Genomic DNA, 25,020 nt, shown 5'->3' with positions numbered 1-25,020 from the left:
CGGAATTGGTAGACGCACTAGTTTCAGGTACTAGCGAGTAACATCGTGGAGGTTCGAGTCCTCTTCTGGGCACCAAGTTTAAACAGACCTTTACCAGGTCATCCGATTGAAGCCACCGGTCTCCGGTGGCTTTTTTCATGGCCGCTCGAAACTGCATCAAACGGGCGACGCGATCGTCAGATCGCACCCCTCGACGCCGGCCATGCGCGCACGATCACACCCACCCGCCGTCGGCAGCGCACCCACCGCACGAGCGATGTCGCGCAGAAGCTGAAATTTCGACACGCTCAAAAGAGCGCGCCAAATTTGTGTATATAATCGTAGTCTTTGCTGAGAAGCAAAATCAGCCCAGATGGCGGAATTGGTAGACGCACTAGTTTCAGGTACTAGCGAGTAACATCGTGGAGGTTCGAGTCCTCTTCTGGGCACCAAGATTGAACAGACCCCTACCAGGTCTTCTGACAAAAGCCACCGGCCTCCGGTGGCTTTTTTCTTGGCCGTTTGAATCAGGCGCATCAAACGGGCAACGCGATCAGGTCGTGGCCTTCGGCGCCGACGATGCGGGCACGCGTGAACTCGCCGACCTTCATCGTCTTGCTGATCTTCTCGGGCGGCAGGAGGCGAACGGTGCCGTCGATCTCCGGTGCATCGGCGTACGTACGCCCCACCCCACCCTTGCGGCCCAGTGCCGGCGCCGAATCGACCAGCACCTGCATCGTCGAGCCGATGCGCTTTTGCAGCTTGGCGATCGACACAGCCTCGGCCACTTCCATGAAACGGGCACGACGCGCTTCGCGCTCGGCCTCCGGCAGCATGCCCGGAATGTCGTTGGCTGTTGCACCCTGGACCGGGCTGTAGGCAAAGCAGCCTGCACGGTCGATCTCAGCTTCGCGAATGAAATCGAGCAGGTGCTCGAACTCCTGCTCCGTCTCGCCCGGGAAACCGGCGATGAATGTGCTGCGGATCACGAGTTCGGGGCAGGTCTCGCGCCACCGCGCGATCCGCTCCAGATTCTTCTCGCCGCTGGCCGGCCGCTTCATGCGCTTGAGCACGTCAGGGTGGCTGTGCTGCAGCGGCACGTCGAGGTACGGCAGCACCTGGCCGCTCGCCATCAACGGAATGATTTCGTCGACGCTCGGGTACGGGTACACGTAGTGCAGGCGGACCCAGGCGCCATACGGCTCGGCAATTTCACCGAGCGTGCGCACGAGCTCGAGCATGCGGGTCTTGACCGGCTTGCCATCCCAGAAGCCAGTGCGGTACTTCACATCGACGCCGTAGGCCGAGGTGTCCTGACTGATCACCAGCAGCTCCTTCACGCCGCCTTCGAACAAGGCCTTGGCTTCGCTGAGCACATCACCCACCGGGCGCGAAACGAGGTCGCCGCGCATCGAGGGAATGATGCAGAAGGTGCAGCGGTGGTTGCAGCCTTCGCTGATCTTCAGATAAGCGTAGTGCCGTGGCGTCAGCTTGAGGCCGGCCACGCCGAAGGTGTTCGGCACGAGGTCGATGAACGGATCGTGCGGCTTCGGCAGGTTGGCGTGCACCGCGTCCATCACCTCCTGCGTGGCATGCGGACCGGTGACGGCCAGCACACTCGGGTGCATCTGGCGCACGAGGTTGCCGCCCTGGTCGCCAGTCTTGGCACCCAGGCAACCAGTGACGATCACGCGGCCGTTCTCGGCGAGGGCTTCGCCGATGGTGTCCAGGCTTTCCTTCACGGCATCGTCGATGAAGCCGCAGGTGTTGACGATGACGAGGTCGGCGCCCTCGAAAGTCTTGGAGGTTTGATATCCCTCGGCGCTCAGCCGGGTCAGGATCAATTCGGAATCGGTCAAGGCCTTGGGGCAACCAAGGCTGACGAAGCCGACCTTGGGGGTGGTCGGCGTGACGGTACGTTCAGGGGAGGCAACTTCGCTCATAGGCCTCTATTGTCCCAGCTATCGGTGACAGCAGGGCATTCATCGGGCAGTCACCCCATTCGGGCGGGCCGCCGCGCGGCGCTCAGGGGCGCTTGATGCCAAAGGCCCCCAGAACCTGCTCGGTGTTTTTCTGCATCTGCTCCTGCATCTGCAGAAAAACGTTCTTCGATTGTTCGACGTAATTGCCCATCAGCCCCTGGATCATCGGCGACTGCATGGTCATGAAGCGCGACCACATCTCGGGCGTCAGGCCTTCGGCCTTTTCGGCGAGCTGAGCCTGCATCTCGGTCATGGCCTGGATGTTCTTCTCGAGGTACGGGCCCATGTAGCCCTGCATGGCCTGGCCGTAGAAACGGATGATGTTGGCCAGCACCTGCTCGGTGAACATCGGCGCGCCGCCCGCTTCTTCTTCCAGGATGATCTGCAGCAGGATGCTCCGCGTGAGGTCGTCGCCGGTCTTGGCGTCGCGCACCACGAACTGCGCGTTCTTGATGACCAGTTGCTTGACCTCGGTCAGCGTGATGTACGTGGATGTCTCCGTGTCGTAGAGCCGTCGGTTGGGGTACTTCTTGATCACACGCTGGACCGGCTTCACCCCGGACTTCTTGCTCTGCACTACAGACTCCTTCACATGGACGCCCATGTCATCGGATGATTCTAGGGAGCGGTTTTGCTGCATCGCGACAAGGTTTACCCTGACCGTGATTCTTCTTCAGGCATCCGACGCGGTCGCGTACTCGGCACCGCACGCATGACACGCTGCAGTTTCGGGACGCTCCGGGGTCGACAACCTGAATCGCAGCGGGATCTTCTGCCCGTAGACGACCCAGCATCGGGGGCAATGCTCCTGCCCCGCCGTCGGAAGATAGGCACGCGCGCGCTGCTCGGCGCGCTCCTCGGTCACAGGCATGCCCTGTCGTTGTGCACGCGCCACTTCGCGCGCGGCCATGGTGTCGGCGCGGCCGGCAGCAAGGTCATTGATGCCGTAAACCGCGCGCGCAAATTCGAGAGGGGCTTGCTTGAGCAATGCGGCCACGCGGTGGTCGGCGTGCGCCCGATCAACAGACGTTGATCGCGTATTCATCAGATCGCTTATCAAGGAAATTCGAGAAGGTTGGCAGACCGCTCAAGGTAGCACAACCACATGGCTCAGGGACGTTGCCTGTACCGCGCGAAGGGCCGCCCGCGAAAGAGGTCTTTTGCTTGCGCCGATCACTCGTGGCGACCAGGCTGATCCAGAGACAAACACATCGCCCAAACGACGAACGGGTTGCAGCGAAATCGCTGCAACCCGTGTTTGAATTTGGTAGGCGCGATTGGATTCGAACCAACGACCCCCACCATGTCAAGGTGGTGCTCTAACCAACTGAGCTACGCGCCTAAGAGAAGCATCGAGTATAGCAGGAGAAATGGCCCTTTTCAGCGCCGACGTGCAGATCGCACGCCAGTCACTGCTGTCACCACGCCGAGCACTTGCGTCAGACGCGCGGCATCGGCGATTTCCACGGTGAAGGTCATCCAGGCCGTGCCCTTGATCGACTGCGTCTGCACGCCGATCACGTTCATCTTCTCGCGCGCAAACACATCGGAGATATCGCGCAGCAGGCCCTGACGATCGGCCGCTTCCACGGCCACGTCGACTGCATAGACCGGCGCATCGGCGCCCTTCTTCGGCAGGCCCCATTCGACATCGATCACGCGCTCGCCATCCTTCGCAGCCATCGTGCGGAAGTTGCTGCAGTCCGCGCGATGCACGCTGACGCCATGGCCGCGCGTGACGAAGCCGCGGATCGCATCCGGCGGCGCCGGCTTGCAGCACTTGGCGAGCTGCGTCATAAGCGACGACACGCCCACCACGAGCACACCGCCCTTGCCCGACTTCTCGCTGCCGCGGGCCTTCTTGATCTGCACGCCGTCATCAGGGTTCAGTGCCGGCTCGGGAGGGCGCAGCAGTGTCTCGATGTTGCGCAGCGAAAACTCGTCCTTGCCGACCACCTCGAACAGATGGTCCGCCGACTTGAAGCCGAGCTGCGAAGCCAGGTCCTCAAGCCGCATGGCCGTCTTGCCTTCGCGCTGCAGCAGCTTCTCGACGGCCTCGCGTCCGCGCGCCACGGTCTCGTGCGTGATCTGCGCGTTGAACCAGGCACGCACCTTGGCGCGGGCGCGGTGGCTCGCCAGATAACCCAGCTCCGCATTCAGCCAGTCGCGCGACGGGCCGCCTTCCTTGGCCGCCATGATCTCGACGGTCTGCCCGTTCGACAGCGGCGTGTTCAGCGGCACCATCGCGCCATCGACACGCGCGCCGCGGCAGCGATGGCCCAGTGTCGTGTGCACCGTGTAGGCGAAGTCGACCGGCGTCGCGCCCTGCGGCAGCTCGACGATGGCGGCATCGGGCGTGAGCACATAGATGCGGTCGTCGAACAGCCCCTGCCCCTGCAGCCCGCCCGACAGGTCGCGCTCCCAGGCCAGCAGCTGGCGCAGGACGGCGATCTTGGCGTCGTACTCTCCGCTCGCCCAGACGCCCGCGTAGCCCTTGTGGCCCGCCTCCTTGTAGGCCCAGTGCGCGGCCACCCCATGTTCGGCGTGGTCGTGCATTTCTTCGGTGCGGATCTGGATCTCGATCGGCTTGCCCACCTTGCCATCGACGATCTCGCGCACCACCGTGTGCAGCGACTGGTAGCCGTTGGGTTTGGGCCGTGCGATGTAGTCGTCGAACTCTTCGTCGATGGGCTGGAAGTGCGAATGCACCCAGGCCAGCGCGGCATAGCAGTCCTTCACGTCCTGCACCACCACGCGCAGCGCGAGGATGTCGAAGACCTGCTCGAAGTCGAGCGACTTGCCACGCATCTTCTTGACGATGCTGTAGATGTTCTTCGGACGCCCCTGCACTGTGGCCTTGACGCCTTCGGCCTGCAGTTCGTGCTCCAGCTGCGAGCGCAACTGCTCGACGTGGCCTTCGCGTTCGATGCGCTTCTCGTCGAGCAGCCGTGCGATCAGCTTGTAGGTCTCGGGCTCGAGAAAGCGGAACGAGAGGTCTTCGATCTCCCACTTCACCTGCCAGATACCCAGCCGGTTCGCGAGCGGCGCAAACACCTGCAGCGACTCGCGCGCCACGCTCTCGGGCGCGGGCCGCTTGCTGGCCGCCGCGTGACGCAGCGTCTGCAGGCGCGAGGCCAGTCGCAGCATCACGACGCGCAGGTCGCGCGAGAACGCGAGCAGCATCTTGCGCACGTTCTCGGTCTGCGCACCGGCGCCTTCGGCATGGTGCCCTTGCGAGGCCGTGCGCGCCTGCTCCTGCACGCGCACGAGCTTGGTGGTCTCGACCGCGAGCGCCGCGAAGTTGTCGCCAAAAACCTTGGCGATCACTTCCTGCGGGCGGTTCAGGTGCTGGCACGAATACACGAGGTAGCTCGCGGCCTGCATTGCCTCGGAGCCGCCCATCTTCGCGACGATGGCGGCCACGGCGTCGGCGTGCGCCAGCGTGTTCTCGCCGGTGTCGAGTTTTTCGTCGGCGATCAGCGGCTCGGCGAACGCGCGGGCGCGCGCCAGCATGTTCTCCATGACCGGCGAGCGGTCGGCCGTGGCGGCCGACAGCGGGTAGTCGACCATGACGCCGTCGGACAGGGGTGCCGTCTGAAGGTTCGCAGACTCTCGCTTCACGATGCCCTCAATCGAACAGGAAATTCGTGACGACGGCGACCTGTGCGGGATCGACGAAAGTCGGCGCGTGCCCCACGCCCTCGAACTCGACGAGCGTGGCGCGCGGCCCGCGCTGTGTCATCGCGGCCGCCGTCTCGGGCGACAGCAGGTCGGACACCGCGCCGCGCGTGAGCAACGTGCGCGCCTCGATGGCGTCGTACAGGCTCCACATCACCGCCCCGCCCTGCGCCGCGATCTCGGGCGTGATGGCGCGCAACGGCACGCCGATGGCCGGGTCGTAGTGCAGCACCCAGGCGCCCTCGCCCACCGGGCCGGCACTGGCGGTCTTGGCGGCACCGTCGACGCTGCGTTCAGAAGCCGGCACCACCATGTGCTGCGACAGCGCGCGCCACTGCTCGGGCGTGTGCGGCCCGAAGGTGGTCGACAGGGCCCACATCGCGTCGGCCGCGGCCTGCACGCTCGAAAACTGGCCGCTCTTCCCCACATACGCGCCGATGCGCTGGATGGCAGCGAGCTCGACCGTGGGGCCGACGTCGTTCGCGACGAAACGGCGAATGGGCCGTGGCAACGGCAATTCCTTGTGGCCGGCCAGCACGAAGCCGATCAGCCCGCCCATGCTGGTGCCGACGTAGTCGAGCGTGTCGATGGGATGTTCGCCGTGCAGCTGCGCGATCAGCGTCACCATGTCGGCCGCATACACCGGCACTTGATAAAAAGCGGGGTCGCGCAGCCAGTCGCTGCGCCCGCGCCCGACCGCGTCGGGACAGACCACGCGCACATCGCCGCCCGCGCGCGCCACGATGGCCTGCGCGAGCACGTCGAAGTCGCGCCCCTGCCGGGTCAGCCCGTGCACGCAGACCACGACATGCGCGCTGTGCGCGTTGCCCCATTGCCAATAGGCCATGCGGTGACCGCCCTGGGCGTCGTTGCAGGCCACGTCGTGAAGGGTCGGTTCTGTCATGGAAACGGAGGGGTTCGGGTGCGGATAATGGTCTCGTTGCATCCTAATTCATCCGGAGATTGATCTTCATGCTCAAAGGCAAAACCGCGCTTGTCACGGGGTCCACCAGTGGCATTGGCTTCGCCATCGCCAAGGCGCTGGCCCAACAGGGCGCACACATCGTGCTCAACGGCTTCGGCGACGCCGAAACCCCCAAGGCCCAGATCGAGGCGCTCGGCGTGCGCGCCGAGTACCACGGGGCCGACATGAGCAAGCCCGACCAGATCGAGGACATGATGAAGTTCGCCGCGTCGAAGTTCGGCCGCGTCGACATCCTCGTCAACAACGCCGGCATCCAGCACGTCGCCAAGGTCGAGGACTTCCCGACCGAACGTTGGGACGCGATCATCGCCATCAACCTCACGAGCGCCTTCCACACGACGCGCCTAGCGATCCCCGCGATGCGCGAGGCCAACTGGGGCCGCATCATCAACGTCGCGTCGGCGCACGGGCTCGTGGCCTCGGCGCAGAAGTCGGCGTATGTCGCGGCCAAGCACGGCATCGTCGGCCTGACCAAGTCGGTGGCGCTCGAAACCGCCACCACCGGCGTCACCTGCAACGCGATCTGCCCGGGCTGGGTGCTCACGGCGCTGGTGCAAAAGCAGATCGACGACCGCGCGGCACGCGAAGGCATTTCGGCCCTCCAGGCGCAGAACGAATTGCTGGGGGAAAAGCAGCCCTCGCTGCAGTTCACGACGGTCGAGCAACTGGGCGGGCTGGCCGTCTTCCTGAGCTCTCCCGCAGCCGATCAGGTGCGGGGCGTCGCCTGGGCCATGGATGGTGGCTGGACGGCTCAGTAAATAAATAGAGAGATACGGAAGACGCCGGCGGCATCGGCCCGCCGGCGCCGTGCGCTTCTTACTTGAGCTGCACCGACCCGGAAACGTTCACGACCACGCTGGTCTTGCCCGCTTCCACCGGCACGGCCGAATCGGCGGCCGAGAACGACTTGGCCTGCATGGCCATCACGCGCGGGCGGATCGGGCCGCTGTCATTCGCGTTCACCGACACCTCACGCAGTGTGTAGCCGCCGAAGCCGAAGCCCTTGGCCAGCTCGGTGGCCTTCTGCTTGAAGTTGTCGATGGCGATGTTCTGTGCCTCGGTCTCGGTCTTGGCGCGCTGTTCGCGGCTCAGGCCGAAGCCGACGTTGCCCACGCTGAGCGTGCTGATGCGCCCGGCCGTCTGGGTGATGCGCGCGAAGTCGCGGCCTTCGAGCACGAGTTCGGTCGAACCCTGCCAGCCGTTGATCTTGCCGTCCTTGGTGTAGCGCGGCGAGAGGCTGAAGTTGCCCGTGCGCACGTCGAGCTGGCCCGGCTGCGCATTCTTCTTGGCTTCGGCCAGCGCGGCGTCGAGCGCGGTCTTGAGCTGGGTTTGCACGGTGCCCGCTTCGGCGGCGTCGCGCGTGGTGACGAGGGTCATGCTCAGCAGGTCTTGCTGAACTTCGACGGTGCCGGAGACCGACAGCTGGAGCACGTTTTGTGGAGCAGGCATGACGGCATTCTGGGCCAAGGCGGCACCGGCAAAGGTCAGCGCGGCGCAGGCCGCGATCAATTGAACAGTCTTCAAGACAGATTTCTCCCTGGTGGATGCGAGGAAAAGCCCTCGCCTGCGCCTTCTTCTTCAGTGGCGCAAGCTGCGCGGCGCGGTTTGCGGACTGGCGACGGGCTGCGGTGCCGGCACGATGCGCTCGGCAGGCTGTGATTCTGCCGAATTCAGAAGAACACCCGTTCCCATGGGCACCCACTGCCCCCGGACCTGCTGCCGCAACTCGAACAATTCGCCCGCCGTGAGGCGGCGCCCGGCGATCGCTTCGCCGCGGCGCTGCTCTTCCCGCTGGGCCGCCCGGTGCGCGGCCACGGCATCGCGCACTTCGCTGCGGCGTCCTTCACTGACCCGTAAAAACCCTTCGGAAACGGCGGACGTCGCGCCACAAGCGCAAGCGAAAAAAAGCAGAGGCAAGGCAGAAAAAGAAGGTCTCATCGCGCAATCGTCATAAGGCAGCACGGACTGTGCCACCGCCGGGCAAAGCCCGGATGACCAGACGGCGAGCGGCCGCAAGTTATGTAACTTAGTGTCAACCACTACGGAATTCGGCAGCAATGGGGTCCTAACGCCTTCAGAATCGGCGCTGTTACAAATTCAACGTTGTAGAAATGACTCAAGTTCCCGCTCGCACCGACAAGATCGTGATCGTCGACGACGACGCCCGCATCCGCGACCTCCTGCGCCGCTACCTGACCCAGGAAGGATTCGAAGTGATCGTGGCCGAGGACGGCAAGGCGCTCAACCGCATCCTGTTGCGCGACACGGTCGACCTGATCGTGCTCGACCTGATGATGCCCGGCGAAGACGGCCTCTCCGTGTGCCGCCGCCTGCGCGCCGCCAACGACCGCACGCCGATCATCATGCTCACCGCCAAGGGTGAAGACGTGGACCGCATCGTCGGTCTCGAAGTCGGCGCCGACGACTACCTGGGCAAGCCCTTCAACCCGCGCGAACTGCTGGCCCGCGTGCACGCCGTGCTGCGCCGCCGTCCGCCGCTCGAGGCGCCGGGCGCCCCCTCCACCGAGAACGAGACCGTCACCTTCGGTCCGTTCGCCTTCGACCTCGGCTCGCGCACCCTGAAGAAGGACGGCGAAGAACTCTCGCTGACCACCGGCGAGTTCGCGATGCTGAAGGCGCTGGTGCGTCACCCGCGCCAGCCGCTGTCGCGCGAAAAGCTGGCCCAGCTGGCCCGCGGCCGCGAATTCGAACCCTTCGACCGCAGCCTGGACGTGCAGATCTCGCGCCTGCGCAAGCTGGTCGAGTCCGACGCCGCGGCGCCGCGCTACATCCAGACCGTCTGGGGCGTGGGCTACGTGTTCGTGCCGGACGGCACGGCCTGACGACCCGCTGAGAGGTGGCCATCGGCCTCCATTCCGCCCGACCTGACCCGGCCCAGGAGGACGGTGCGCAGGTCACGATGCCGAGCCCGCTCGAAGCGAGCGCGCAACGTGACCGCCGCCCCGGCCTCAAGCTGGGCTTCAGTCTTTTCTGGCGCACCTTCTTCCTGCTCGCACTGCTGCTGATCGGCTGCACGGTCGCCTGGCTGCAGACCTTCCGCTCGCTCGAATACGAGCCGCGTGCCATCCAGACCGGGCACCAGATCGCCTCGCTCGTGAACCTCACGCGCGCGGCGCTCGTGTACTCGGATGCGATCACGCGGGTCTCGCTCATCAAGACGCTGGCCGACCAGGAAGGCGTGCGCATCCTGCCGCGCGAACCCAACGACCGCTTCCAGCCCTACACCAGCGGCGCGCTCGACGAGCGTGTCACCGAAGAGCTGATCGCCCAACTCGGCGAAGGCACCACCGTGGCCAGCCGTGTCAACGACGAACCGGGCCTGTGGATCGGCTTCACCATCGAGAGCGACACCTACTGGCTGCTGCTCGATCCCACGCGCTTCAGCCGCGTGGGCGGGCGCACCTGGCTGGTCTGGCTCAGCACGGCGATGGCGCTGTCGCTGGCCGGCGCGGCGCTGATCACGCGGCTCATCAACCTGCCGCTCAAGCAGCTGTCGCGCGCCACCTTGCAGGTGCGCGAGGGCGAGTACGAGGCGCACCGGCTCGACGAGCGCGCGCGCACCAACGAGATCCGCGCGGTGAACATCGGCTTCAACCGCATGGCCGACCAGCTCGCCAAGATCGAGCAGGACCGAGCCATCATGCTGGCCGGCATCTCGCACGACCTGCGCACGCCACTGGCGCGGCTGCGGCTGGAAACCGAGATGAGCGTGGCCGACGAAGACGCGCGCGACCACATGGCCGCCGACATCGCGCAGCTCGACGCCATCATCGACAAGTTCCTCGACTACGCCCGGCCCGACCATGTCGACCAGCGCCCCGTGCTGCTGCGCGACGTGATCGACGCCTGCACCTACGCCGTGCAGGACTACGAAGAGATGAACATCCACGTCGACGTGCCCGCCGACCTGAAGGTGATGGGCGACGAGGTGGAGCTCACGCGCGTGATCTCCAACCTGGTCGAGAACGCGCGGCGCTACGGCAAGACGCCGTCGACGGGCGTGGCCGACGTCACGATCCAGGCGCAGGCCAACAACGACGCGGTGCTGATCAAGGTGCGCGACCACGGCGCGGGCGTCGAGCCCGCCCTGCTCGTGCAGCTGACCAAGCCCTTCTTCCGCGGCGACGCAGCGCGCACCTCGGCGGCCGGCGCCGGCCTGGGGCTGTCGATCGTGGCGAAGAACATCGAGCGCATGGGCGGCACCTTCGCGCTCACCAGCACGCCGGGCCGGGGCCTTGCGGCCCACATCCGGATGCCGCGCGCGATGCCGGCGGGCAGCAGCAAGCCCGGCGAGGTGCCGGGCAAGAAACAGGTCGCCTGAAGAAGAACCCCGGGCTCAGCGGTGCAGCAGCACCGCGGCGCGGGCTTCCATCGCCCGCCCCTCGCCCACCGGGCCGAGCTTCTCGGCCGTCTTGGCTTTCACATTGACCTGATCGCGCGCAATGCCCAGCGTGTCGGCGATGCGCTGGCACATGGCCGGGATGTGCGGCGCCAGCTTGGGCGCCTGCGCGATCACGGTGCTGTCGACGTTGCCGATCTCCCAGCCGCTGGCCCGCACGCGGCGCGCCGCCTCGGCCAGCAGCACGGCCGAATCGGCGCCGCGGAACTGGGCGTCGGTGTCGGGAAAATGCCGACCGATGTCGCCCAACCCGGCCCCGCCGAGCAGCGCGTCGGTGATGGCGTGCAGCAGCACGTCAGCGTCCGAATGCCCGAGCAGGCCGGTGGTGTGCGGCACCTCGATGCCACCCAGGATGAGCTTGCGCCCCGCCACCAGCTGGTGGACGTCCCAGCCTTCGCCGATGCGGATGTTGAACGGTGTCGTCGTCATGCCATGGCCTTCTTGCGGCCGAGCAGCACCGCCTCGGCCAGTGCGAAATCTTCGGGGAAGGTGACCTTGAAGTTCTGCGCGCTGCCGGGCACCAGCAGCGGCGCCAGGCCGAGGGTCTCGATGGCGCTGGCCTCGTCGGTCACCACGTCGCCCACGCGCTCCAGCGCGTCGAGCAGCATGCCGATGCGGAACATCTGCGGCGTCTGGGCCAGCCACTTGTCGGCGCGCGGCAGGGTCTGGGTCGCGCGGCTGTCGGTCGACGAGACCTTCAGCGTGTCGGCCAGCCGCTGCGCCAGCAGGCCGCCGACGGCGTCGTGCTCGCAGGCGGCAATGAGCGCCTCGATCTGGCTGGACGTGACCAGGCAACGCGCCGCGTCGTGCACCAGCACCCAGTCGTGCGGCCCGGCGCCCTTCTGGCGCAGTGCCACCAGGCCGTTGCGCACCGAGGCGGCGCGCGTCAGGCCGCCCACGCGCAGCAGGTATTCGCCGGTCGCCGGAAAGCGCGGCAGCGCCGTCTGCACCTCGCGGTCGTCGGGCGACACCACCACGGCCACGCCCGCGAAACGCCCGGTCAGCGCACGGAACGCGTCCACCGTGTGGGCCACCATCGACTGGCCCGCCAGGCGCCGGTACTGCTTGGGCTGCGTGCCGCCGGCGCGGTGACCGGAGCCGGCACAGGGGATCAGCACGTAGAAACGGGAAGATGACATGGAAGATGCGGCACGGGCCAATGGCCGACAAGCGAATAAGGGGCCGCCATTCTAGAATTGACATTCGCACACCCCTCGCCGTCCGGCGCGGGGTGTCGTGCATTTTTCGAGCCGCTCCATGGACCTCCCCCTTCTCCCGGCGGGCAAGCGTTTCACGCTGCCGCGCCCCCCGTTGTCCGCCGATGCGCTGATGCTGGCCCAGCTCGGCATGCGCGAGAAGGCCGTGGGCCGCGCCACCGCGATGTTCACCGCCGACGCGAACGACGCCCAGCGGCTCATCGACGAAATCGCCTTCTTCGCCCCCGAGCTGCGCTGCGCCCTGTTCCCCGACTGGGAAACGCTGCCCTACGACAGCTTCTCGCCGCATCAGGACCTGATCAGCGAGCGCCTGGCCACGCTGTGGCGCATCAGCCAGAAAGAGGCCGACGTGGTGCTGGTGCCCGCCACCACCGCGCTGTACCGGCTGGCGCCGCCGGCCTTCCTGGCCGGCTACACCTTCCAGTTCAAGGCCAAGCAGAAGCTGCAGGAGTCCAAGCTCAAGGCGCAGCTCACGCTGGCCGGCTACAGCCACGTGACGCAGGTGGTGAGCCCGGGCGAGTACGCGGTGCGCGGCGGCCTGATCGACCTGTTTCCCATGGGCTCGCTGGTGCCGTTCCGTGTCGACCTGTTCGACGACGAGATCGACTCCATCCGCACCTTCGACCCGGACACCCAGCGCAGCCTGTACCCCGTGCCCGAGGTGCGCCTGCTGCCGGGCCGCGAGTTCCCGATGGACGACGACGCTCGCGCGCGCTTTCGCAGCCGCTGGCGCGAACTGCTCGATGGCGACCCGACCAAGAGCCGCATCTACAAGGACATGGGCAACGGCGTGGCCACCGCCGGCATCGAGTACTACCTGCCGCTGTTCTTCGATGAGACGGCCACGGTGTTCGACTACCTCGGCCCCGACGCCACCGTCGTGCTGCACGGCGACCTCGAACCCGCGTTCCAGCATTTCTGGCAGGACACGAACGAGCGCTACCGGCTGGTGCAGGGCGACCCCGAACGCCCGGCGCTGCCGCCCGACGCGCTGTTCCTCAACGCCGAGCAGTTCTACCAGCGCGCCAAGCCGCATGCACAGCTCGCCATCCGCGGCGACATCGCCACCGACGCGCCCTACGCCGAGTTCGACAAGCTGCCGCCCTTTGCCGTGGTGCGCGGCGCCGAGGACCCGCTGGTCGGCCTGAAGGCCCACATTGCCGCCACGCCGCACCGCGTGCTGCTGATCGCCGAGAGCGACGGCCGCCGCGAGAGCCTGCTCGACTTCCTGCGCGCCAGTGGCGTGAACCCGCCGGCCTTCGACTCGCTGGCTGAGTTCGAAGCCTCTGGCGACGAAAAAATCGGCATCGCCACCGCCGCGCTGGCCTCGGGCTTCGCGTGGCGCGAACAGGCGATCGACTTCGTCACCGAGACCGAGCTGTTCGCCACCGCGCCCACCACGCGCCGGCGCAACAAGAAGCAGGAACAGGTCAGCGACGTCGAGGCGCTGATCAAGGACCTGTCCGAACTCAACGTGGGCGACCCGGTGGTGCACAGCGCGCACGGCATCGGCCGCTACCGCGGCCTGATCCACATGGACCTGGGCCAGGGCACGGGCGCCGACGGCAAGCCGCTGCTGCAGGAAATGCTGCACCTGGAGTACGCCGACAAGGCCACGCTCTACGTGCCCGTGAGCCAGCTGCACCAGATCAGCCGCTACACCGGCGTGAGTGCCGACGAGGCGCCGCTGCACAAGCTGGGCTCCGGCCAGTGGGAAAAGGCCAAGCGCAAGGCCGCCGAGCAGGTGCGCGACTCGGCCGCCGAGCTGCTCAACATCTACGCCCGCCGCGCCGCGCGCGAGGGCCATGCCTTCCGCTACTCGCCGGCCGACTACGAGGTGTTCGCCAACGACTTCGGCTTTCAGGAAACCGCCGACCAGAAGGCCGCGATCCACGCCGTGGTGCAGGACATGATCTCGCCCCAGCCGATGGACCGCCTCGTGTGCGGCGACGTGGGCTTCGGCAAGACCGAGGTCGCGCTGCGCGCTGCCTTCATCGCCGTCACCGGCGGCAAGCAGGTGGCCTTCCTGGCCCCCACCACGCTGCTGGCCGAGCAGCATTACCAGACGCTGGTCGACCGCTTCGCCAAGTGGCCGGTGAAGGTGGCCGAGATGAGCCGCTTCCGCTCGGCCAAGGAAATCACGGCCGCCGCCAAGGGCCTGGCCGAGGGCCAGGTCGACATCGTGGTGGGCACGCACAAGCTGCTCTCGCAGTCGGTCAAGTTCAAGAACCTGGGCCTGCTGATCATCGACGAGGAGCACCGCTTCGGCGTGCGCCACAAGGAGGCGATGAAGGCGATGCGCGCCGAGGTCGACGTGCTCACGCTCACGGCCACGCCGATTCCGCGCACGCTGGGCATGGCGCTCGAAGGCCTGCGCGACCTGAGCGTGATCGCCACCGCGCCGCAGCGCCGGCTGGCGATCAAGACCTTCGTGCGCAACGAAGGCACGGGCGTGATCCGCGAAGCCGTGCTGCGCGAGCTGAAGCGCGGCGGCCAGGTCTACTTCCTGCACAACGAGGTCGAGACCATCGAGAACCGGCGCCAGAAGCTCGAAGAGATCCTGCCCGAGGCCCGTATCGCCGTGGCCCACGGCCAGATGCCCGAGCGCGAGCTGGAGCGCGTGATGCGCGACTTCGTGGCCCAGCGCTACAACATGCTGCTGTGCTCGACCATCATCGAGACCGGCATCGACGTGCCCACCGCCAACACCATCGTGATGAGCCGCGCCGACAAGTTCGGCCTGGCGCAGCTGCATCAGCTGCGTGGCCGCGTCGGTCGCTCGCACCACCAAGCCTATGCGTACCTCATGGTGCCCGACACCGAAGGCCTGACCAAGCAGGCCTCACAGCGGCTCGAGGCCATCCAGCAGATGGAAGAACTGGGCTCGGGCTTCTACCTGGCGATGCACGACCTGGAGATCCGCGGCACCGGCGAGGTGCTCGGCGAAAACCAGAGCGGCAACATGATGGAGATCGGCTTCCAGCTCTACAACGAGATGCTGAGCGAAGCCGTGCGCTCGCTGAAGGCCGGGCAGGAGCCCGACCTTCTCTCGCCGCTGTCGGTCACGACCGAGATCAACCTGCACGCCCCCGCCCTGCTGCCCGACGACTACTGCGGCGACGTTCATCTGCGCCTGTCGTTCTACAAGAAGCTCGCCACCGCGAAGAACCCCGACCAGATCGACACGCTGCTGGAAGAAATCGTCGACCGCTTCGGCAAGCTGCCGCCGCAGGCCCAGACGCTGATCGACACGCACCGCCTGCGCGTGCTCGCGCGGCCCTACGGCGTGGTCAAGGTCGATGCGGCGCCGGGCATCATCAACATCACCTTCCGCAAGGACGCGCCGGTGGACGGCATGGCCATCATCCAGCTGATCCAGAAGAACAAGCACATCAAGCTCGCCGGCAACGAGAAGCTGCGCATCGAGCGCGAACTCAAGGAGCCGAAGGACCGCGCCCAGATGGTGCGCGACGTGCTGCGCAGCCTCGGACAACCCCTCGTCAAGGAAACCGCCCCCGCATGAGCGCTACGACAGAAATCTCCCCCGGCCTCGTCCTCCAGCGCGTGAAGCCGCCGCTGAAGCTCGCCGACTTCAAGCTGATCGCGTTCGACATGGACTCGACGCTGATCAACATCGAGTGCATCGACGAGATCGCCGATGCCGTCGGCAAGAAGGCCGAGGTGGCTGCGATCACCGAGGCCACGATGCGCGGCGAGATCAAGGACTTCAAGGAAAGCCTGCGCCGCCGCGTGGCGCTGCTGCAGGGCGTGCCCGTGGCCGCGCTGCAGCAGGTGTACGACGAGCGCCTGAAGCTCAACCCGGGCGCCACCGAACTGGTCGCAGCCTGCAAGAAGGCCGGCCTCAAGGTGCTGCTGGTGTCGGGCGGCTTCACCTTCTTCGCGAACCGCGTGAAGGACCGCCTGGGCATCGACTTCGCACGCTCCAACCTGCTCGACGAAGCCGACGGCCAGCTCACCGGCCAGGTCGTGACGCAAAGCTGGGGCGACATCTGCGATGGCGCCGAAAAGCGCCGCACGCTGCTCGAAGTGGCCTCGCTCATGGGCATCTCGCCGCAAGAGACCATCGCCGTGGGCGACGGCGCCAACGACCTGCCGATGATGGGCGAGGCCGGGCTTTCGGTGGCCTATCACGCCAAGCCGAAGGTGCGCGAGCAGGCCATGGTGGCGATCAACGAAGGCGGACTCGACCGCGTGCTGGAGATCCTGAAATGACAGAAGCCGCCCCGCTCTACCGCGCCGACGCGCTGCGCGACTACGCCAGTGCCCTGCTGCAGAAGGCGGGGCTCGCGGCCTCGATGGCCGACAGCGTGGCACGCACGCTGGTCGAAGGCGACCTGCTGGGCCACGACACGCACGGCCTCGCGCTGCTGGCAGGCTATGTGAAGGAAATCGAATCGGGCGGCATGGCCCGCGACGGCGCGCCCGAGGTGCTGTCCGACCGCCCCGCCGCCGTGCTGTGGGACGGCAAGCGCCTGCCCGGTCCCTGGCTCATGGACCAGGGCATGGACCTGCTGGTGCCGCGTGCGCGCGAACTGGGCACGGCCTCGCTCGTGATCCGCCGCAGCCACCACATCGCCTGCCTGGCCGTCTACATGCTGCGCGCGCTGCAGGAAGACATGCTGATGCTGCTGGCCTGCTCCGACCCCAATGCCGCCAGCGTCGCGCCCTTCGGCGGCACGCAGGCGGTGTTCACGCCGAATCCGCTGGCGATGGGCTTTCCGCTGTCGCAGGGCGGCGTGATGGTCGACATCTCGGCCTCCATCACCACCAACGGCATGAGCAACCGCAAGCGCGCGGCCGGCGAGACCTTCGCCGAGGAATGGCTCATCGATGCATCGGGCAAGCCGTCGAACAACCCGCAGGTGCTGTTCGACCAGCCGCCCGGCACCCTGTTGCCCGTGGGCGGCCTGAGCCACGGCCACAAGGGCTACGGCATGGCGCTCTTGGTCGAGACGCTCACGGCCGGCCTCGCGGGCCACGGCCGCGCCGACCCGCCCGAAGGCTGGGGCGCGACGGTGCACCTCACGCTGCATGACCTGCACGCCTTCGGCGGCAAGGACGCTTTCCTGCGCCAGATGGACCACGTGGCCGAGAAATGCCGCGACAACGCGCCCGTCGACCCGGCCAAGCCTGTGCGGCTGCCGGGTGAAGGCGGGTTGAAGCGTCGGGAAGCGCAATCGGCGAACGGGGTGCGGCTGCACCCGTCGATTGCGCGCTCGCTGCAGGAAGTGGAGCAGCGGCATGGCCTGCGGCTGGCGCAGGCGCTGATCTGACGGGGCTTATTCCTCGTCGTCGTTCTCGGTGTGCGCGGGTGCGCCCGCCGGCCGCGGCTGGCGCTTGCCGGGCTTGGCCAGGATCTCGATGTAGAACTGCTTGCCGCCCTCTTTCACCACACCGTCGATGAGACCGGTGATGGCTGTGAGGTGGATGGTTTCGGCGGATTCCTGGGCGGTGCCGAACCGGCAGTCGAAGTCCCAGAAGTCGGCGCCTTCGGGCAGGTCGCGGCGGCGCTCGCGCTTGATGTACTTGCGGATCTCGTGCTTGACGGCTTCGAGGTGACGGTCGGGGTGCTTGCCCTCGACCTGAAGCTGGAAGGTTTTTCTCATGGGTGATGGTAACCCGCTGTGTACAGTCGGCGCATTCAACGGATTACAGGTGAAAGCATGGCACGCGCAAACGACTGGGCAAGCAAGGTGATGGCATTGGTGAACGGCGGCAACGCCCCGGCGGCGATCGCGCAGATCAAGGTCGCTCCCTCGGTCAAGGACCTGAAGGCACTGCAGACCATCATGACGCTCTCCAAGATGAAAGGCCGCTATCCGAACGTGGATGCGTCCATTTCAGAGAACCTGGACCTGCTGGCGGCGCCCCGCCTGCACCGGTCCCCCTGACGATTTACAGGGCCTGGCCGAGGCGCTTCACGCCCTCTTCGATCTTCTCGATGTCGGCCGTGGCAAAGCTCAGGCGCAAGGTCGCCACGTCGGGCTTCTCGGCGAAGAACGGCGCGCCGGGCACGAAAGCCACCAGCTTCTCGATCGCACGCTTGGCCAGCTCGTTGGCATCGGCCAGCTTGCCGTTCGCGCCCGTCAGGCGCGCCCAGAAGAACAAACCGCCGTTGGGCTGCGTGAAGCTCACCGCATCGCCCAGCTCGCGCGTCAGCGCGGCGCCCATGGCCTGCGCACGCTGGCCGTAGACCTCGCGCACATGCGCCAGCGTGCCGGGCATGCGGCCGCTCTTGAGGTACTGCGCGGCCGTGGCCTGCGCGAAGGTGCTGGTGTGGGCGTCGCTGAACTGCTTGCACATCGTGGCCTTGGCCAGCAGCTCGGGCGGCGCGATCATCCAGCCGATGCGCAGGCCGGGGCTGAGCACCTTGCTCAGGCTGCCGCAATGGGCCAGCAGCTCGCGGCTGCCGGGCACGTCCTTGCTCAGCGACATGATCGACGGCGGCGGCGCTTCGCCGAAGTACAGGTCGCCGTAGGGGTCGTCCTCGACGATCAGCGTCTGGTACTTCACCGCGAGTTCGAGCACCTTCTTGCGGCGCTCCAGGCTCAGCATGGCCCCGCTGGGGTTGCCGAAGGTGGGGATCAGGTAGACGAACTTGGGCTTGTGCTCGGCGATGAGCTTCTCGAGCTCGTCGGTCTTCACGCCATTGGCATCGATGGGCGCGCTGATGAGCTGCGCGCCGTACAGGCGAAAGCACTGGATCGTGGCCAGGAAGGTCGGGCCTTCGACGATCACCTTGTCGCCGGGCGAGATCATGGTCTTGCCCAGCAGGTCCAGCGCCTGCTGGCTGCCGGTGGTGACGATCAGGCCGCTGGGGTCGACGTCGACGCCCTTGGTCTTCATGAAGGAACTGAGCTGGTTGCGCAGCGGCTCGTAGCCTTCGGTGGCGCCATATTGCAAGGCCGCGCCGGGCTCTTCGGCCAGCGCCTTCTGGCTCGCCTCCTTCAGGCCCTCGACGTCGAACATGGCGCTGTCGGGAAAGCCGCCCGCAAAACTGATGATGCCGGGCTTGCCCAGCAGCTTGAAGAGTTCGCGGATGGCGGAGGTTTCGACGTTGTCGAGGCGGGAGGCGAATTGCATGGTCAGTCTCACTTTCTGGGCGTCATTGTCGCGAAAGCCCGGGCAGGAAAGCTGCGTAGGGCCATGCCTTTTCGACGATATATTGCATCCATCGCCGCAAACGCCGGTGCTCGCCCTGCCTTCCGCGGCATGCGCCCCGCGAGCCCCCGCCGTGAACGGTGGCCCCCACGATCCATGAAAAAATCCGACATCCCCCTCTTCTTCGCCACCCTGCAGGCCGCCAACCCCGAGCCGCGCACGGAGCTCGAATACACCACGCCCTTCGAACTGCTGGCCGCCGTGCTGCTGTCGGCACAAGCCACCGACGTGGGCGTGAACAAGGCGACGCGCCGGCTGTATCCGGTGGCGAACACGCCGCAGGCGATCCTCGACCTCGGGGTGGAAGGGCTGGAGTCGTACATCAAGACGATCGGGCTGTACCGCAGCAAGGCCAAGCACCTGATCGAGGCCTGTCGCATGCTGGTCGAGCTGCACGGTGGCGAGGTGCCGCGCACGCGCGCCGAACTCGAGGCGCTGCCGGGCGTGGGGCGCAAGACGGCCAACGTGGTGCTCAACGTGGCCTTCGGCGAGGAGACCATCGCGGTCGACACGCACATCTTCCGCATCGGCAACCGCACCGGGCTCGCGCCCGGCAAAACGCCGCTGGACGTGGAACTCAAGCTCGAAAAGCGCATCCCACCCGAATTCCGCCTGCACGCGCACCATTGGCTGATCCTGCACGGGCGCTATGTCTGCGTGGCGCGCAAGCCGCGCTGCTGGGAATGCGCGGTCTCCAGCTTCTGCTCGTTCAAACCCAAGACACCTGCCCCCAAGACCGCCTGAGCGGCACCACACCATCTCGCACATGACGACGACAACGATTTTCAAGAAGACGCCTTCCGCCGCCCTCCTCTTCCTCGCAGCGCTGTGCAGCGCGGGCGCCGCCTGGTCGCGCGACGGCGTGCTGCCGCCGGAGACGATGGCGCTCTACGGCGGGCGCTGGTCCGCCAACTGCGCCGACGCAGCCGCACCGACGCTGCAGGTGCGCGAAGACATGCTGATCGCCGAGCGCGGCAAACGCCGCGTCGTGGGCCGCCAGCCGGACACGGCGCACAGCTTCTTCGGCAACCAGCCGCCCCCGCCGAACTTCGACGTGGCGCTGATGAGCCGCGTGGGCAAGGGCGACAACGCGATGATGAATTTCCTGGTCTTTCGCGATGCGCGCGGCCAGTCGATCACGCTGAAGGCCGACAAGCCGGTCATCGGCCAACTGGGCCCGGAGTTGATGAAGCAACGCTACTGGCGATGCGACGGTCCGGCTCGCGCCGCGACGCCGCCCGCAGAACCTGCTGCCACGATCAAGCCACCAGCACCGGCCACGGGCAGCCCGGCCGCCCTCGCCCGGGGCCCCGCGATGGACAAGGCCTGGCGCGCCGCGCTGGGCACGCGCGAAACCGAACGCTGGCTGGTGCGCCGCGAAGGCCCGGCGCCCGAGCCGCAATGGGTGACGGTGGACGGCACGCGCTACCTGCTGCATGCCTTCTGCAAGCCGCACGACTGCTACGACCACAACGCGATCGCGCTCTACGACCAAGGCTCGGGCCGGCTCTATGGCCTGGTGCAGCGCAACGGGCAGAACCAGCTCCTGGGCGGCCCTTCGCCGCAGTTCGCGGGGCAGCTCGACCGGCTCTGGCGCGAGCAGTGGCGCGCCAAGAACTGACAACGCCTCGTCAGCCGACCGGCGCCGCGACCACGCGCCAGTCACCGAAAGCCGCCGCGTCGTTGGGCCATTGATCGGCCCGCTCCGGGCACGACACGCCCTGCGACAGCAACTGCACCGCCCGCAGCACGCCCGCATGCGTGACCCACAGTGCATCCGCGCCGGTCGCCAGCCAATCGGCATGCGCCAAGGCCACGCGCTGCATGAAGGCGCGCACGCTTTCGCCGTCGCCTCCCGCCGGGGCATCGGCGAAGCGATTCGTCCAGGCCTCGAATTCCTCGCGGGCCACGGCCGACCAGAGGCGCCCTTCCCAGGCGCCAAAACTCATCTCCGCCAGCCGTGCATCGCGCCGCACCGACAGATCCGGCCGCAGCGCGACGATGGCATCCGCCAGCATGGCGCAACGCCGCAGCGGCGAACTCCACAGCGCGATCCCGATCGGCAGCACCGCCGCGATGCGCGCGGCAGCGGCCTGCGTGCCGTCCGTGTGGGCGTCGAGGTCGGTCGCGCCGTAGCACAGGCCCGCCGGCGCGATCACCGGCGCGTGGCGCTGGAGCCAGAGCTGGGCGGTCGCGGCGCTCATGCCTTCCACGCCAGCGCGAGGTAGATCGTCAGTTCACACACCTGCTGCGTCGCACCGAGCCCGTCGCCCGTGAAGCCCTGCAGCCGACGCACGAAGAGCCGCGCCATCCAGCCCCCCGCGAGCACCAGCGCCACGAGCGCCGCGCCCACGTGCACCGCGTCGTGCGCGCACAGCAGCAGCGCCACGGCGGGCGCGACCCAGAGCACGGCGACGAACAACGCACCGCCGCTGATCGCATCGGCCAGCGGCTTGGCCTTGCTGCCGCTGCTGTCGCCCACATAGGGCAGCCAGCGGATCAGGAACAGCGGCGCCAGCCGCGACAACACATGCGCGCCGACGATGGACACCGCCGCCACGTCCAGCCCGCGCGCGGCCAGCGCGGCCAGCAGGCCGAATTTCAGGCCCAGCGCCAGCACCAGCGCGACCGCGCCGAAGGCGCCGATGCGCGAGTCCTTCATGATCTCCAGCGCGCGCTCGCGGCTGGCCGAGCCACCGAGGCCGTCGGCCACGTCGGCCAGGCCGTCTTCATGGAAGGCGCCAGTGAGCATCACAGTGGCGACGGTGCTCAGCACGGCCGCGACCAGCGCCCCTGCCACGCCCGGCAGGCCCGCGCCCACGGCGACGAACACGGCCGCCGCCACCCCGCCCGCGATCCAGCCGATGGCCGGCAGGTGCGCCGCGGCAGCGCGCAGCATCTGCGGGCTGAAGCCGACCCAGGCGGCGAGTTTTCCCGTCACCGGCACGCGGGTGAAGAACTGGACGGCCAGCAGGAAATGGCGCACGCCGTTCATTGCTGGCGCGACACGCCCGCCGATTCGAAGCTCGCCATCTCGCGCAGGATGCGGCAGGCCGATTCGAGCAGCGGCCACGCCAGCGCACCGCCCGAGCCTTCGCCCAGACGCAGCTCAAGGTTCAGCAGCGGTTCGAGCCCGAGGTGCTTCAGCAGCAGCGTGTGCCCCGGCTCGGCCGAGCTGTGCGCCGCCACGCAGCGCTGCGTGACCTGCGGGCGGATCGCCTGGGCGACCAGCACGGCGGCGCTGGCGATGAAGCCGTCCACCACGATCACGCGCCGCTCCTGTGCCGCCTGCAGCACGGCGCCGACCAGCGTCGCCACCTCGAAGCCGCCGAACGCGGCCAGCGCGTCGAGCGGCGCGGTCGCGCCGGCGTGCAGGGCGAGCACCTCGCGCAGCACCTCGCGCTTGCGCGCCAGGCCGTCGGCATCGAGCCCCGTGCCGGCGCCGGTGCACAGGCCGATCTCCAGCCCGGCCAGGCGCGACAGCAGCAGCGCGGCGGACGAGCTGTTGCCGATGCCCATTTCGCCCAGCAGCAGCGCGTTGCCCGGCAGCGCGCGCACCACCTCGCGGCCGTTGGCGATGGCCTGGGCGCACTGTTCGGGCGTCATGGCGGGGCCGGCCGAGGCGTCGGCCGTGCCGGCGGCGATGCGCCGCGACACCAGGCCGGGGCGCGGCTGGAAGTCGCGCCGCACGCCGCAATCGACCACGGTGAGCGCCAGGCCGTGCTGGCGCGCCAGCACGCTGACGGCCGCGCCGCCGGCCAGGAAGTTCTCGACCATCTGCCAGGTCACGTCGCTCGGGTAGGCCGACACACCGCGCGCCGCCAGCCCGTGGTCGCCCGCGCACACGAGCATCTGCGGCGCCTCGAGCACGGGCTGCTCGGTGCCCAGGATGGTGCCGATGCACAGCGCCAGCGCCTCGAGGCGGCCCAGCGCGCCGACGGGCTTGGTCTTGTTGTCGAGTGCGGCCTGCAGGCGCGCCGCAAGTGCGCCGTCGGCGATGTCAGGAATGGCGGGAATCAAATCGGTGTCGGTCATGCGATCAGGCCGGCGAGCACGCCAGCGTCGAAGTGGGTGTCGATGAAGTCGGCCAGGCCGTCGAAGGTGGCGTCCAGCGTGGGCGCCGTGGTGCCGAACAGCGCCTGCAGCGCGGCCGGGTCTTCGAACAGGCCGTGCAAATAGAGGCCCAGCACGTTGCCGCGCGCGTTCTGCCAGGCCAGGCCCTCGGGCATCACGGCGCGGCCGTCGTGGGCCAGTTGCGGGTGGGCGGCCGTCTGGCCGTGGTGGATTTCGTAGCCGGCGATGCGCACGCCCGCCAGCGCGGCCCAGGGGCCTGCGACGAGGTCGCCCGAGAAGGTCGCCTCGCGGTGCCGCACGGTCTTCTCGCGCTCGAACACGGTCACGAGCGGCAGCAGCCCGAGCCCGGGCGCGTTGCCGTCGATGCCGTGCGGATCGACCAGCGCCTCGCCCAGCATCTGCAGCCCGCCGCACACGCCCAGCACCGCGCCACCGCGCCCGGCATGCTCGGCCACCGCGCGGTCCAGCCCCTGCGCGCGCAGCCAGGCGAGGTCGCCGCTCGTGTGCTTGGAGCCCGGCAGCACGATCCAGTCGGCGCCGGCCACGTCGGCCGGCGTGCGGGCCCAGACCAGGCGCACGCCGGGTACGTTCTTCAGTGCCTGGAATTCGTCGAGGTTGCTCAGGCGCGGGTACGCGACCACCGCCACCGTGCGCGTGACCACGCCGCTGGCGCGGCTGCGGTCGTCGAACACGCCGTCTTCCTCGGGCAGGCCGTGCTGCCACCACATCGGCAGCGTGGCCACGGTGGGCACGCCGGTCAATTCCTGCAACTGCTGCGGCGCGGGCGCCAGCAGCGACGCGTCGCCCCGGAACTTGTTGAGCACGAAGCCATGGATGAGCGCCCGGTCGGCCTCGGGCAGCAGCGCCCAGGTGCCGTACAGGTGGGCGAAGGCGCCGCCGCGGTCGATGTCGGTCGCCAGCAGGCAGCGCGCCTGGGCGTGGCGGGCGACGCGCAGGTTGACGATGTCGCTGGCCATGAGGTTGATCTCGGCCGGCGAACCGGCGCCTTCGATGACGACCACATCGTTCTCGGCCCGCAGTTCGTCGAAGGCCTGCGCGATCTGCGGCCAGACGCGCTCGCTGCGCCCGCGCCACGGCAGGGTCGACAGCGCCTCGCTCACCTGGCCCATCAGCACCACCTGGCTGTGGGTGTCGCGCTCGGGCTTGAGCAGCAGCGGGTTCATGCGCACGTCAGGCACGGCGTTGGCGGCCAGGGCCTGGAAGTACTGGGCGCTGCCGATCTCGCCGCCCTCGACCACGCGGGCGTTGTTGCTCATGTTCTGCGCCTTGAAAGGCGCCACCCGCAGCCCCTGGCGGGCATACCACCGGCACAGCGCGGTGGCCAGCCAGCTCTTGCCGGCACCGCTGGTGGTGCCCAGGACCATGACGCAGCGCGCCGGCCCGCGTGTCGCTCTAGAACTCATCCGGGGATTGTCGTTGAGCGCTGAACCGAATCCGGAAAGCCGAATCGGACGTACCAAGGGGTGCGGCCCGCTGCGGGCC

Annotated in this window: 24 protein-coding genes and 2 tRNA genes; 10 read left to right on the top strand and 16 right to left on the bottom strand. The window is 67.8% G+C overall.

All coding sequences use genetic code 11. The features are described 5' to 3' along the window. Window positions 1–346: 346 nt before the first annotated feature. Window positions 347–431, top strand: a tRNA-Leu gene (locus tag AC3WQM_RS11605). Window positions 432–515: 84 nt separating this feature from the next. On the opposite strand, the gene rimO is transcribed toward AC3WQM_RS11605, so the two are convergent. The 6 genes from rimO to AC3WQM_RS11575 form a co-directional block, all read right to left on the bottom strand. Beyond that, window positions 516–1,922, bottom strand: a complete 1,407-nt coding sequence (gene rimO, locus AC3WQM_RS11600; RefSeq protein ID WP_492678809.1) for a 30S ribosomal protein S12 methylthiotransferase RimO — start codon at window positions 1,920–1,922, stop codon at window positions 516–518. 82 nt (window positions 1,923–2,004) lie between these two features. Further along, window positions 2,005–2,565, bottom strand: a complete 561-nt coding sequence (phaR, locus tag AC3WQM_RS11595) for a polyhydroxyalkanoate synthesis repressor PhaR (protein WP_062480702.1) — start codon at window positions 2,563–2,565, stop codon at window positions 2,005–2,007. A gap of 69 nt (window positions 2,566–2,634) precedes the next feature. After that, window positions 2,635–2,958, bottom strand: coding sequence for a hypothetical protein (locus AC3WQM_RS11590; RefSeq protein WP_307693744.1), 324 nt, complete (start codon window positions 2,956–2,958; stop codon window positions 2,635–2,637). A gap of 268 nt (window positions 2,959–3,226) precedes the next feature. After that, window positions 3,227–3,303, bottom strand: a tRNA-Val gene (locus tag AC3WQM_RS11585). A gap of 38 nt (window positions 3,304–3,341) precedes the next feature. Then, window positions 3,342–5,531: a RelA/SpoT family protein gene (locus AC3WQM_RS11580; protein WP_492678881.1), complete on the bottom strand. Its 2,190-nt coding sequence runs from the start codon at window positions 5,529–5,531 to the stop codon at window positions 3,342–3,344. Window positions 5,532–5,589: 58 nt separating this feature from the next. Continuing rightward, complete coding sequence (locus tag AC3WQM_RS11575; protein WP_492678807.1) at window positions 5,590–6,543, bottom strand: alpha/beta fold hydrolase; 954 nt, start codon at window positions 6,541–6,543, stop codon at window positions 5,590–5,592. 68 nt (window positions 6,544–6,611) lie between these two features. Here AC3WQM_RS11575 and AC3WQM_RS11570 point away from each other — a divergent pair, with 68 nt between their 5' ends. Beyond that, on the top strand, window positions 6,612–7,382 hold the full coding sequence (locus AC3WQM_RS11570; RefSeq protein WP_101493095.1) for a 3-hydroxybutyrate dehydrogenase: 771 nt from the start codon (window positions 6,612–6,614) through the stop codon (window positions 7,380–7,382). Between the two features lie 58 nt (window positions 7,383–7,440). On the opposite strand, the gene AC3WQM_RS11565 is transcribed toward AC3WQM_RS11570, so the two are convergent. Both AC3WQM_RS11565 and AC3WQM_RS11560 read right to left on the bottom strand, forming a co-directional pair. Next, window positions 7,441–8,148, bottom strand: coding sequence for an SIMPL domain-containing protein (locus AC3WQM_RS11565; protein WP_489056919.1), 708 nt, complete (start codon window positions 8,146–8,148; stop codon window positions 7,441–7,443). A 54-nt stretch (window positions 8,149–8,202) separates the two neighbouring features. Next, on the bottom strand, window positions 8,203–8,682 hold the full coding sequence (locus tag AC3WQM_RS11560) for a hypothetical protein (RefSeq protein WP_492678805.1): 480 nt from the start codon (window positions 8,680–8,682) through the stop codon (window positions 8,203–8,205). Window positions 8,683–8,735: 53 nt separating this feature from the next. Here AC3WQM_RS11560 and ompR point away from each other — a divergent pair, with 53 nt between their 5' ends. Both ompR and AC3WQM_RS11550 read left to right on the top strand, forming a co-directional pair. Beyond that, entirely contained in the window at window positions 8,736–9,467 is a 732-nt protein-coding gene (ompR, locus tag AC3WQM_RS11555; RefSeq protein WP_007837017.1) for an osmolarity response regulator transcription factor OmpR, read from the top strand. 77 nt (window positions 9,468–9,544) lie between these two features. Further along, window positions 9,545–10,966, top strand: a complete 1,422-nt coding sequence (locus AC3WQM_RS11550) for a sensor histidine kinase (RefSeq protein ID WP_062480711.1) — start codon at window positions 9,545–9,547, stop codon at window positions 10,964–10,966. Window positions 10,967–10,981: 15 nt separating this feature from the next. On the opposite strand, the gene ispF is transcribed toward AC3WQM_RS11550, so the two are convergent. Together ispF and ispD are read right to left on the bottom strand one after the other, a co-directional pair. Beyond that, window positions 10,982–11,473, bottom strand: a complete 492-nt coding sequence (gene ispF / locus AC3WQM_RS11545; RefSeq protein ID WP_492678803.1) for a 2-C-methyl-D-erythritol 2,4-cyclodiphosphate synthase — start codon at window positions 11,471–11,473, stop codon at window positions 10,982–10,984. Beyond that, window positions 11,470–12,183, bottom strand: a complete 714-nt coding sequence (ispD, locus tag AC3WQM_RS11540) for a 2-C-methyl-D-erythritol 4-phosphate cytidylyltransferase (protein WP_492678801.1) — start codon at window positions 12,181–12,183, stop codon at window positions 11,470–11,472. Before ispD ends, ispF begins: the two co-directional genes overlap by 4 nt. Window positions 12,184–12,301: 118 nt before the next feature. Here ispD and mfd point away from each other — a divergent pair, with 118 nt between their 5' ends. Genes mfd through AC3WQM_RS11525 form a run of 3 tightly spaced genes read left to right on the top strand, consistent with a single transcriptional unit; the run spans window position 12,302 to window position 17,555 of the window. Next, window positions 12,302–15,784 (top strand): transcription-repair coupling factor, encoded by a 3,483-nt coding sequence (gene mfd, locus AC3WQM_RS11535; protein ID WP_492678799.1) that lies wholly within the window; start codon window positions 12,302–12,304, stop codon window positions 15,782–15,784. Then, entirely contained in the window at window positions 15,781–16,494 is a 714-nt protein-coding gene (gene serB / locus AC3WQM_RS11530; RefSeq protein WP_062480719.1) for a phosphoserine phosphatase SerB, read from the top strand. Before mfd ends, serB begins: the two co-directional genes overlap by 4 nt. Then, a complete protein-coding gene (locus AC3WQM_RS11525) occupies window positions 16,491–17,555 on the top strand; it encodes an Ldh family oxidoreductase (RefSeq protein ID WP_492678797.1) in 1,065 nt (354 codons plus the stop codon). The genes serB and AC3WQM_RS11525 overlap by 4 nt, the downstream gene beginning before the upstream one ends. 6 nt (window positions 17,556–17,561) lie before the next feature. On the opposite strand, the gene AC3WQM_RS11520 is transcribed toward AC3WQM_RS11525, so the two are convergent. After that, window positions 17,562–17,888, bottom strand: coding sequence for a DUF6172 family protein (locus AC3WQM_RS11520; protein ID WP_095947743.1), 327 nt, complete (start codon window positions 17,886–17,888; stop codon window positions 17,562–17,564). Between the two features lie 57 nt (window positions 17,889–17,945). Between AC3WQM_RS11520 and AC3WQM_RS11515 the strand changes: the two genes are divergently transcribed. Then, window positions 17,946–18,173 (top strand): hypothetical protein, encoded by a 228-nt coding sequence (locus tag AC3WQM_RS11515; protein WP_492678795.1) that lies wholly within the window; start codon window positions 17,946–17,948, stop codon window positions 18,171–18,173. Between the two features lie 4 nt (window positions 18,174–18,177). On the opposite strand, the gene AC3WQM_RS11510 is transcribed toward AC3WQM_RS11515, so the two are convergent. Then, entirely contained in the window at window positions 18,178–19,365 is a 1,188-nt protein-coding gene (locus tag AC3WQM_RS11510; protein WP_447743806.1) for an aminotransferase-like domain-containing protein, read from the bottom strand. A gap of 174 nt (window positions 19,366–19,539) precedes the next feature. On the opposite strand from AC3WQM_RS11510, the gene nth reads away from it, so the two are divergent. Together nth and AC3WQM_RS11500 are read left to right on the top strand one after the other, a co-directional pair. Then, entirely contained in the window at window positions 19,540–20,187 is a 648-nt protein-coding gene (gene nth / locus AC3WQM_RS11505; RefSeq protein WP_492678793.1) for an endonuclease III, read from the top strand. Between the two features lie 22 nt (window positions 20,188–20,209). Further along, complete coding sequence (locus AC3WQM_RS11500) at window positions 20,210–21,064, top strand: Ivy family c-type lysozyme inhibitor (RefSeq protein ID WP_492678791.1); 855 nt, start codon at window positions 20,210–20,212, stop codon at window positions 21,062–21,064. Between the two features lie 10 nt (window positions 21,065–21,074). On the opposite strand, the gene AC3WQM_RS11495 is transcribed toward AC3WQM_RS11500, so the two are convergent. The 4 genes from AC3WQM_RS11495 to AC3WQM_RS11480 are packed head-to-tail and all read right to left on the bottom strand — an operon-like array spanning window position 21,075 to window position 24,941. Further along, entirely contained in the window at window positions 21,075–21,647 is a 573-nt protein-coding gene (locus tag AC3WQM_RS11495) for a histidine phosphatase family protein (protein ID WP_492678789.1), read from the bottom strand. Next, window positions 21,644–22,438, bottom strand: coding sequence for an adenosylcobinamide-GDP ribazoletransferase (locus AC3WQM_RS11490; RefSeq protein WP_492678787.1), 795 nt, complete (start codon window positions 22,436–22,438; stop codon window positions 21,644–21,646). Before AC3WQM_RS11490 ends, AC3WQM_RS11495 begins: the two co-directional genes overlap by 4 nt. Further along, a complete protein-coding gene (gene cobT / locus AC3WQM_RS11485) occupies window positions 22,435–23,478 on the bottom strand; it encodes a nicotinate-nucleotide--dimethylbenzimidazole phosphoribosyltransferase (RefSeq protein WP_492678785.1) in 1,044 nt (347 codons plus the stop codon). Before cobT ends, AC3WQM_RS11490 begins: the two co-directional genes overlap by 4 nt. After that, complete coding sequence (locus AC3WQM_RS11480; RefSeq protein WP_492678783.1) at window positions 23,475–24,941, bottom strand: cobyric acid synthase; 1,467 nt, start codon at window positions 24,939–24,941, stop codon at window positions 23,475–23,477. Before AC3WQM_RS11480 ends, cobT begins: the two co-directional genes overlap by 4 nt. Between the last annotated feature and the right edge of the window lie 79 nt (window positions 24,942–25,020).

The organism is Variovorax sp. FW301-JW7 (assembly GCF_058788795.1).
The sequence above is the reverse complement of the archived record's forward strand: the minus strand, read 5'-3'. Positions and strand labels throughout refer to the sequence as shown.

Coding starts and splice junctions, on each gene's coding strand:
- mfd (WP_492678799.1), top strand. CDS start 12,302: ATGGACCTCCCCCTTCTCCCGGCGGGCAAGCGTTTCACGCTGCCGCGC.
- nth (WP_492678793.1), top strand. CDS start 19,540: ATGAAAAAATCCGACATCCCCCTCTTCTTCGCCACCCTGCAGGCCGCC.
- cobT (WP_492678785.1), bottom strand. CDS start 23,478: ATGACCGACACCGATTTGATTCCCGCCATTCCTGACATCGCCGACGGC.
- AC3WQM_RS11570 (WP_101493095.1), top strand. CDS start 6,612: ATGCTCAAAGGCAAAACCGCGCTTGTCACGGGGTCCACCAGTGGCATT.
- AC3WQM_RS11480 (WP_492678783.1), bottom strand. CDS start 24,941: ATGAGTTCTAGAGCGACACGCGGGCCGGCGCGCTGCGTCATGGTCCTG.
- ispD (WP_492678801.1), bottom strand. CDS start 12,183: ATGTCATCTTCCCGTTTCTACGTGCTGATCCCCTGTGCCGGCTCCGGT.
- AC3WQM_RS11575 (WP_492678807.1), bottom strand. CDS start 6,543: ATGACAGAACCGACCCTTCACGACGTGGCCTGCAACGACGCCCAGGGC.
- AC3WQM_RS11520 (WP_095947743.1), bottom strand. CDS start 17,888: ATGAGAAAAACCTTCCAGCTTCAGGTCGAGGGCAAGCACCCCGACCGT.
- AC3WQM_RS11580 (WP_492678881.1), bottom strand. CDS start 5,531: ATGGTCGACTACCCGCTGTCGGCCGCCACGGCCGACCGCTCGCCGGTC.
- rimO (WP_492678809.1), bottom strand. CDS start 1,922: ATGAGCGAAGTTGCCTCCCCTGAACGTACCGTCACGCCGACCACCCCC.
- serB (WP_062480719.1), top strand. CDS start 15,781: ATGAGCGCTACGACAGAAATCTCCCCCGGCCTCGTCCTCCAGCGCGTG.
- AC3WQM_RS11510 (WP_447743806.1), bottom strand. CDS start 19,365: ATGCAATTCGCCTCCCGCCTCGACAACGTCGAAACCTCCGCCATCCGC.
- AC3WQM_RS11500 (WP_492678791.1), top strand. CDS start 20,210: ATGACGACGACAACGATTTTCAAGAAGACGCCTTCCGCCGCCCTCCTC.
- AC3WQM_RS11495 (WP_492678789.1), bottom strand. CDS start 21,647: ATGAGCGCCGCGACCGCCCAGCTCTGGCTCCAGCGCCACGCGCCGGTG.
- ispF (WP_492678803.1), bottom strand. CDS start 11,473: ATGACGACGACACCGTTCAACATCCGCATCGGCGAAGGCTGGGACGTC.
- ompR (WP_007837017.1), top strand. CDS start 8,736: ATGACTCAAGTTCCCGCTCGCACCGACAAGATCGTGATCGTCGACGAC.
- phaR (WP_062480702.1), bottom strand. CDS start 2,565: ATGGGCGTCCATGTGAAGGAGTCTGTAGTGCAGAGCAAGAAGTCCGGG.
- AC3WQM_RS11525 (WP_492678797.1), top strand. CDS start 16,491: ATGACAGAAGCCGCCCCGCTCTACCGCGCCGACGCGCTGCGCGACTAC.
- AC3WQM_RS11550 (WP_062480711.1), top strand. CDS start 9,545: ATGCCGAGCCCGCTCGAAGCGAGCGCGCAACGTGACCGCCGCCCCGGC.
- AC3WQM_RS11515 (WP_492678795.1), top strand. CDS start 17,946: ATGGCACGCGCAAACGACTGGGCAAGCAAGGTGATGGCATTGGTGAAC.
- AC3WQM_RS11490 (WP_492678787.1), bottom strand. CDS start 22,438: ATGAACGGCGTGCGCCATTTCCTGCTGGCCGTCCAGTTCTTCACCCGC.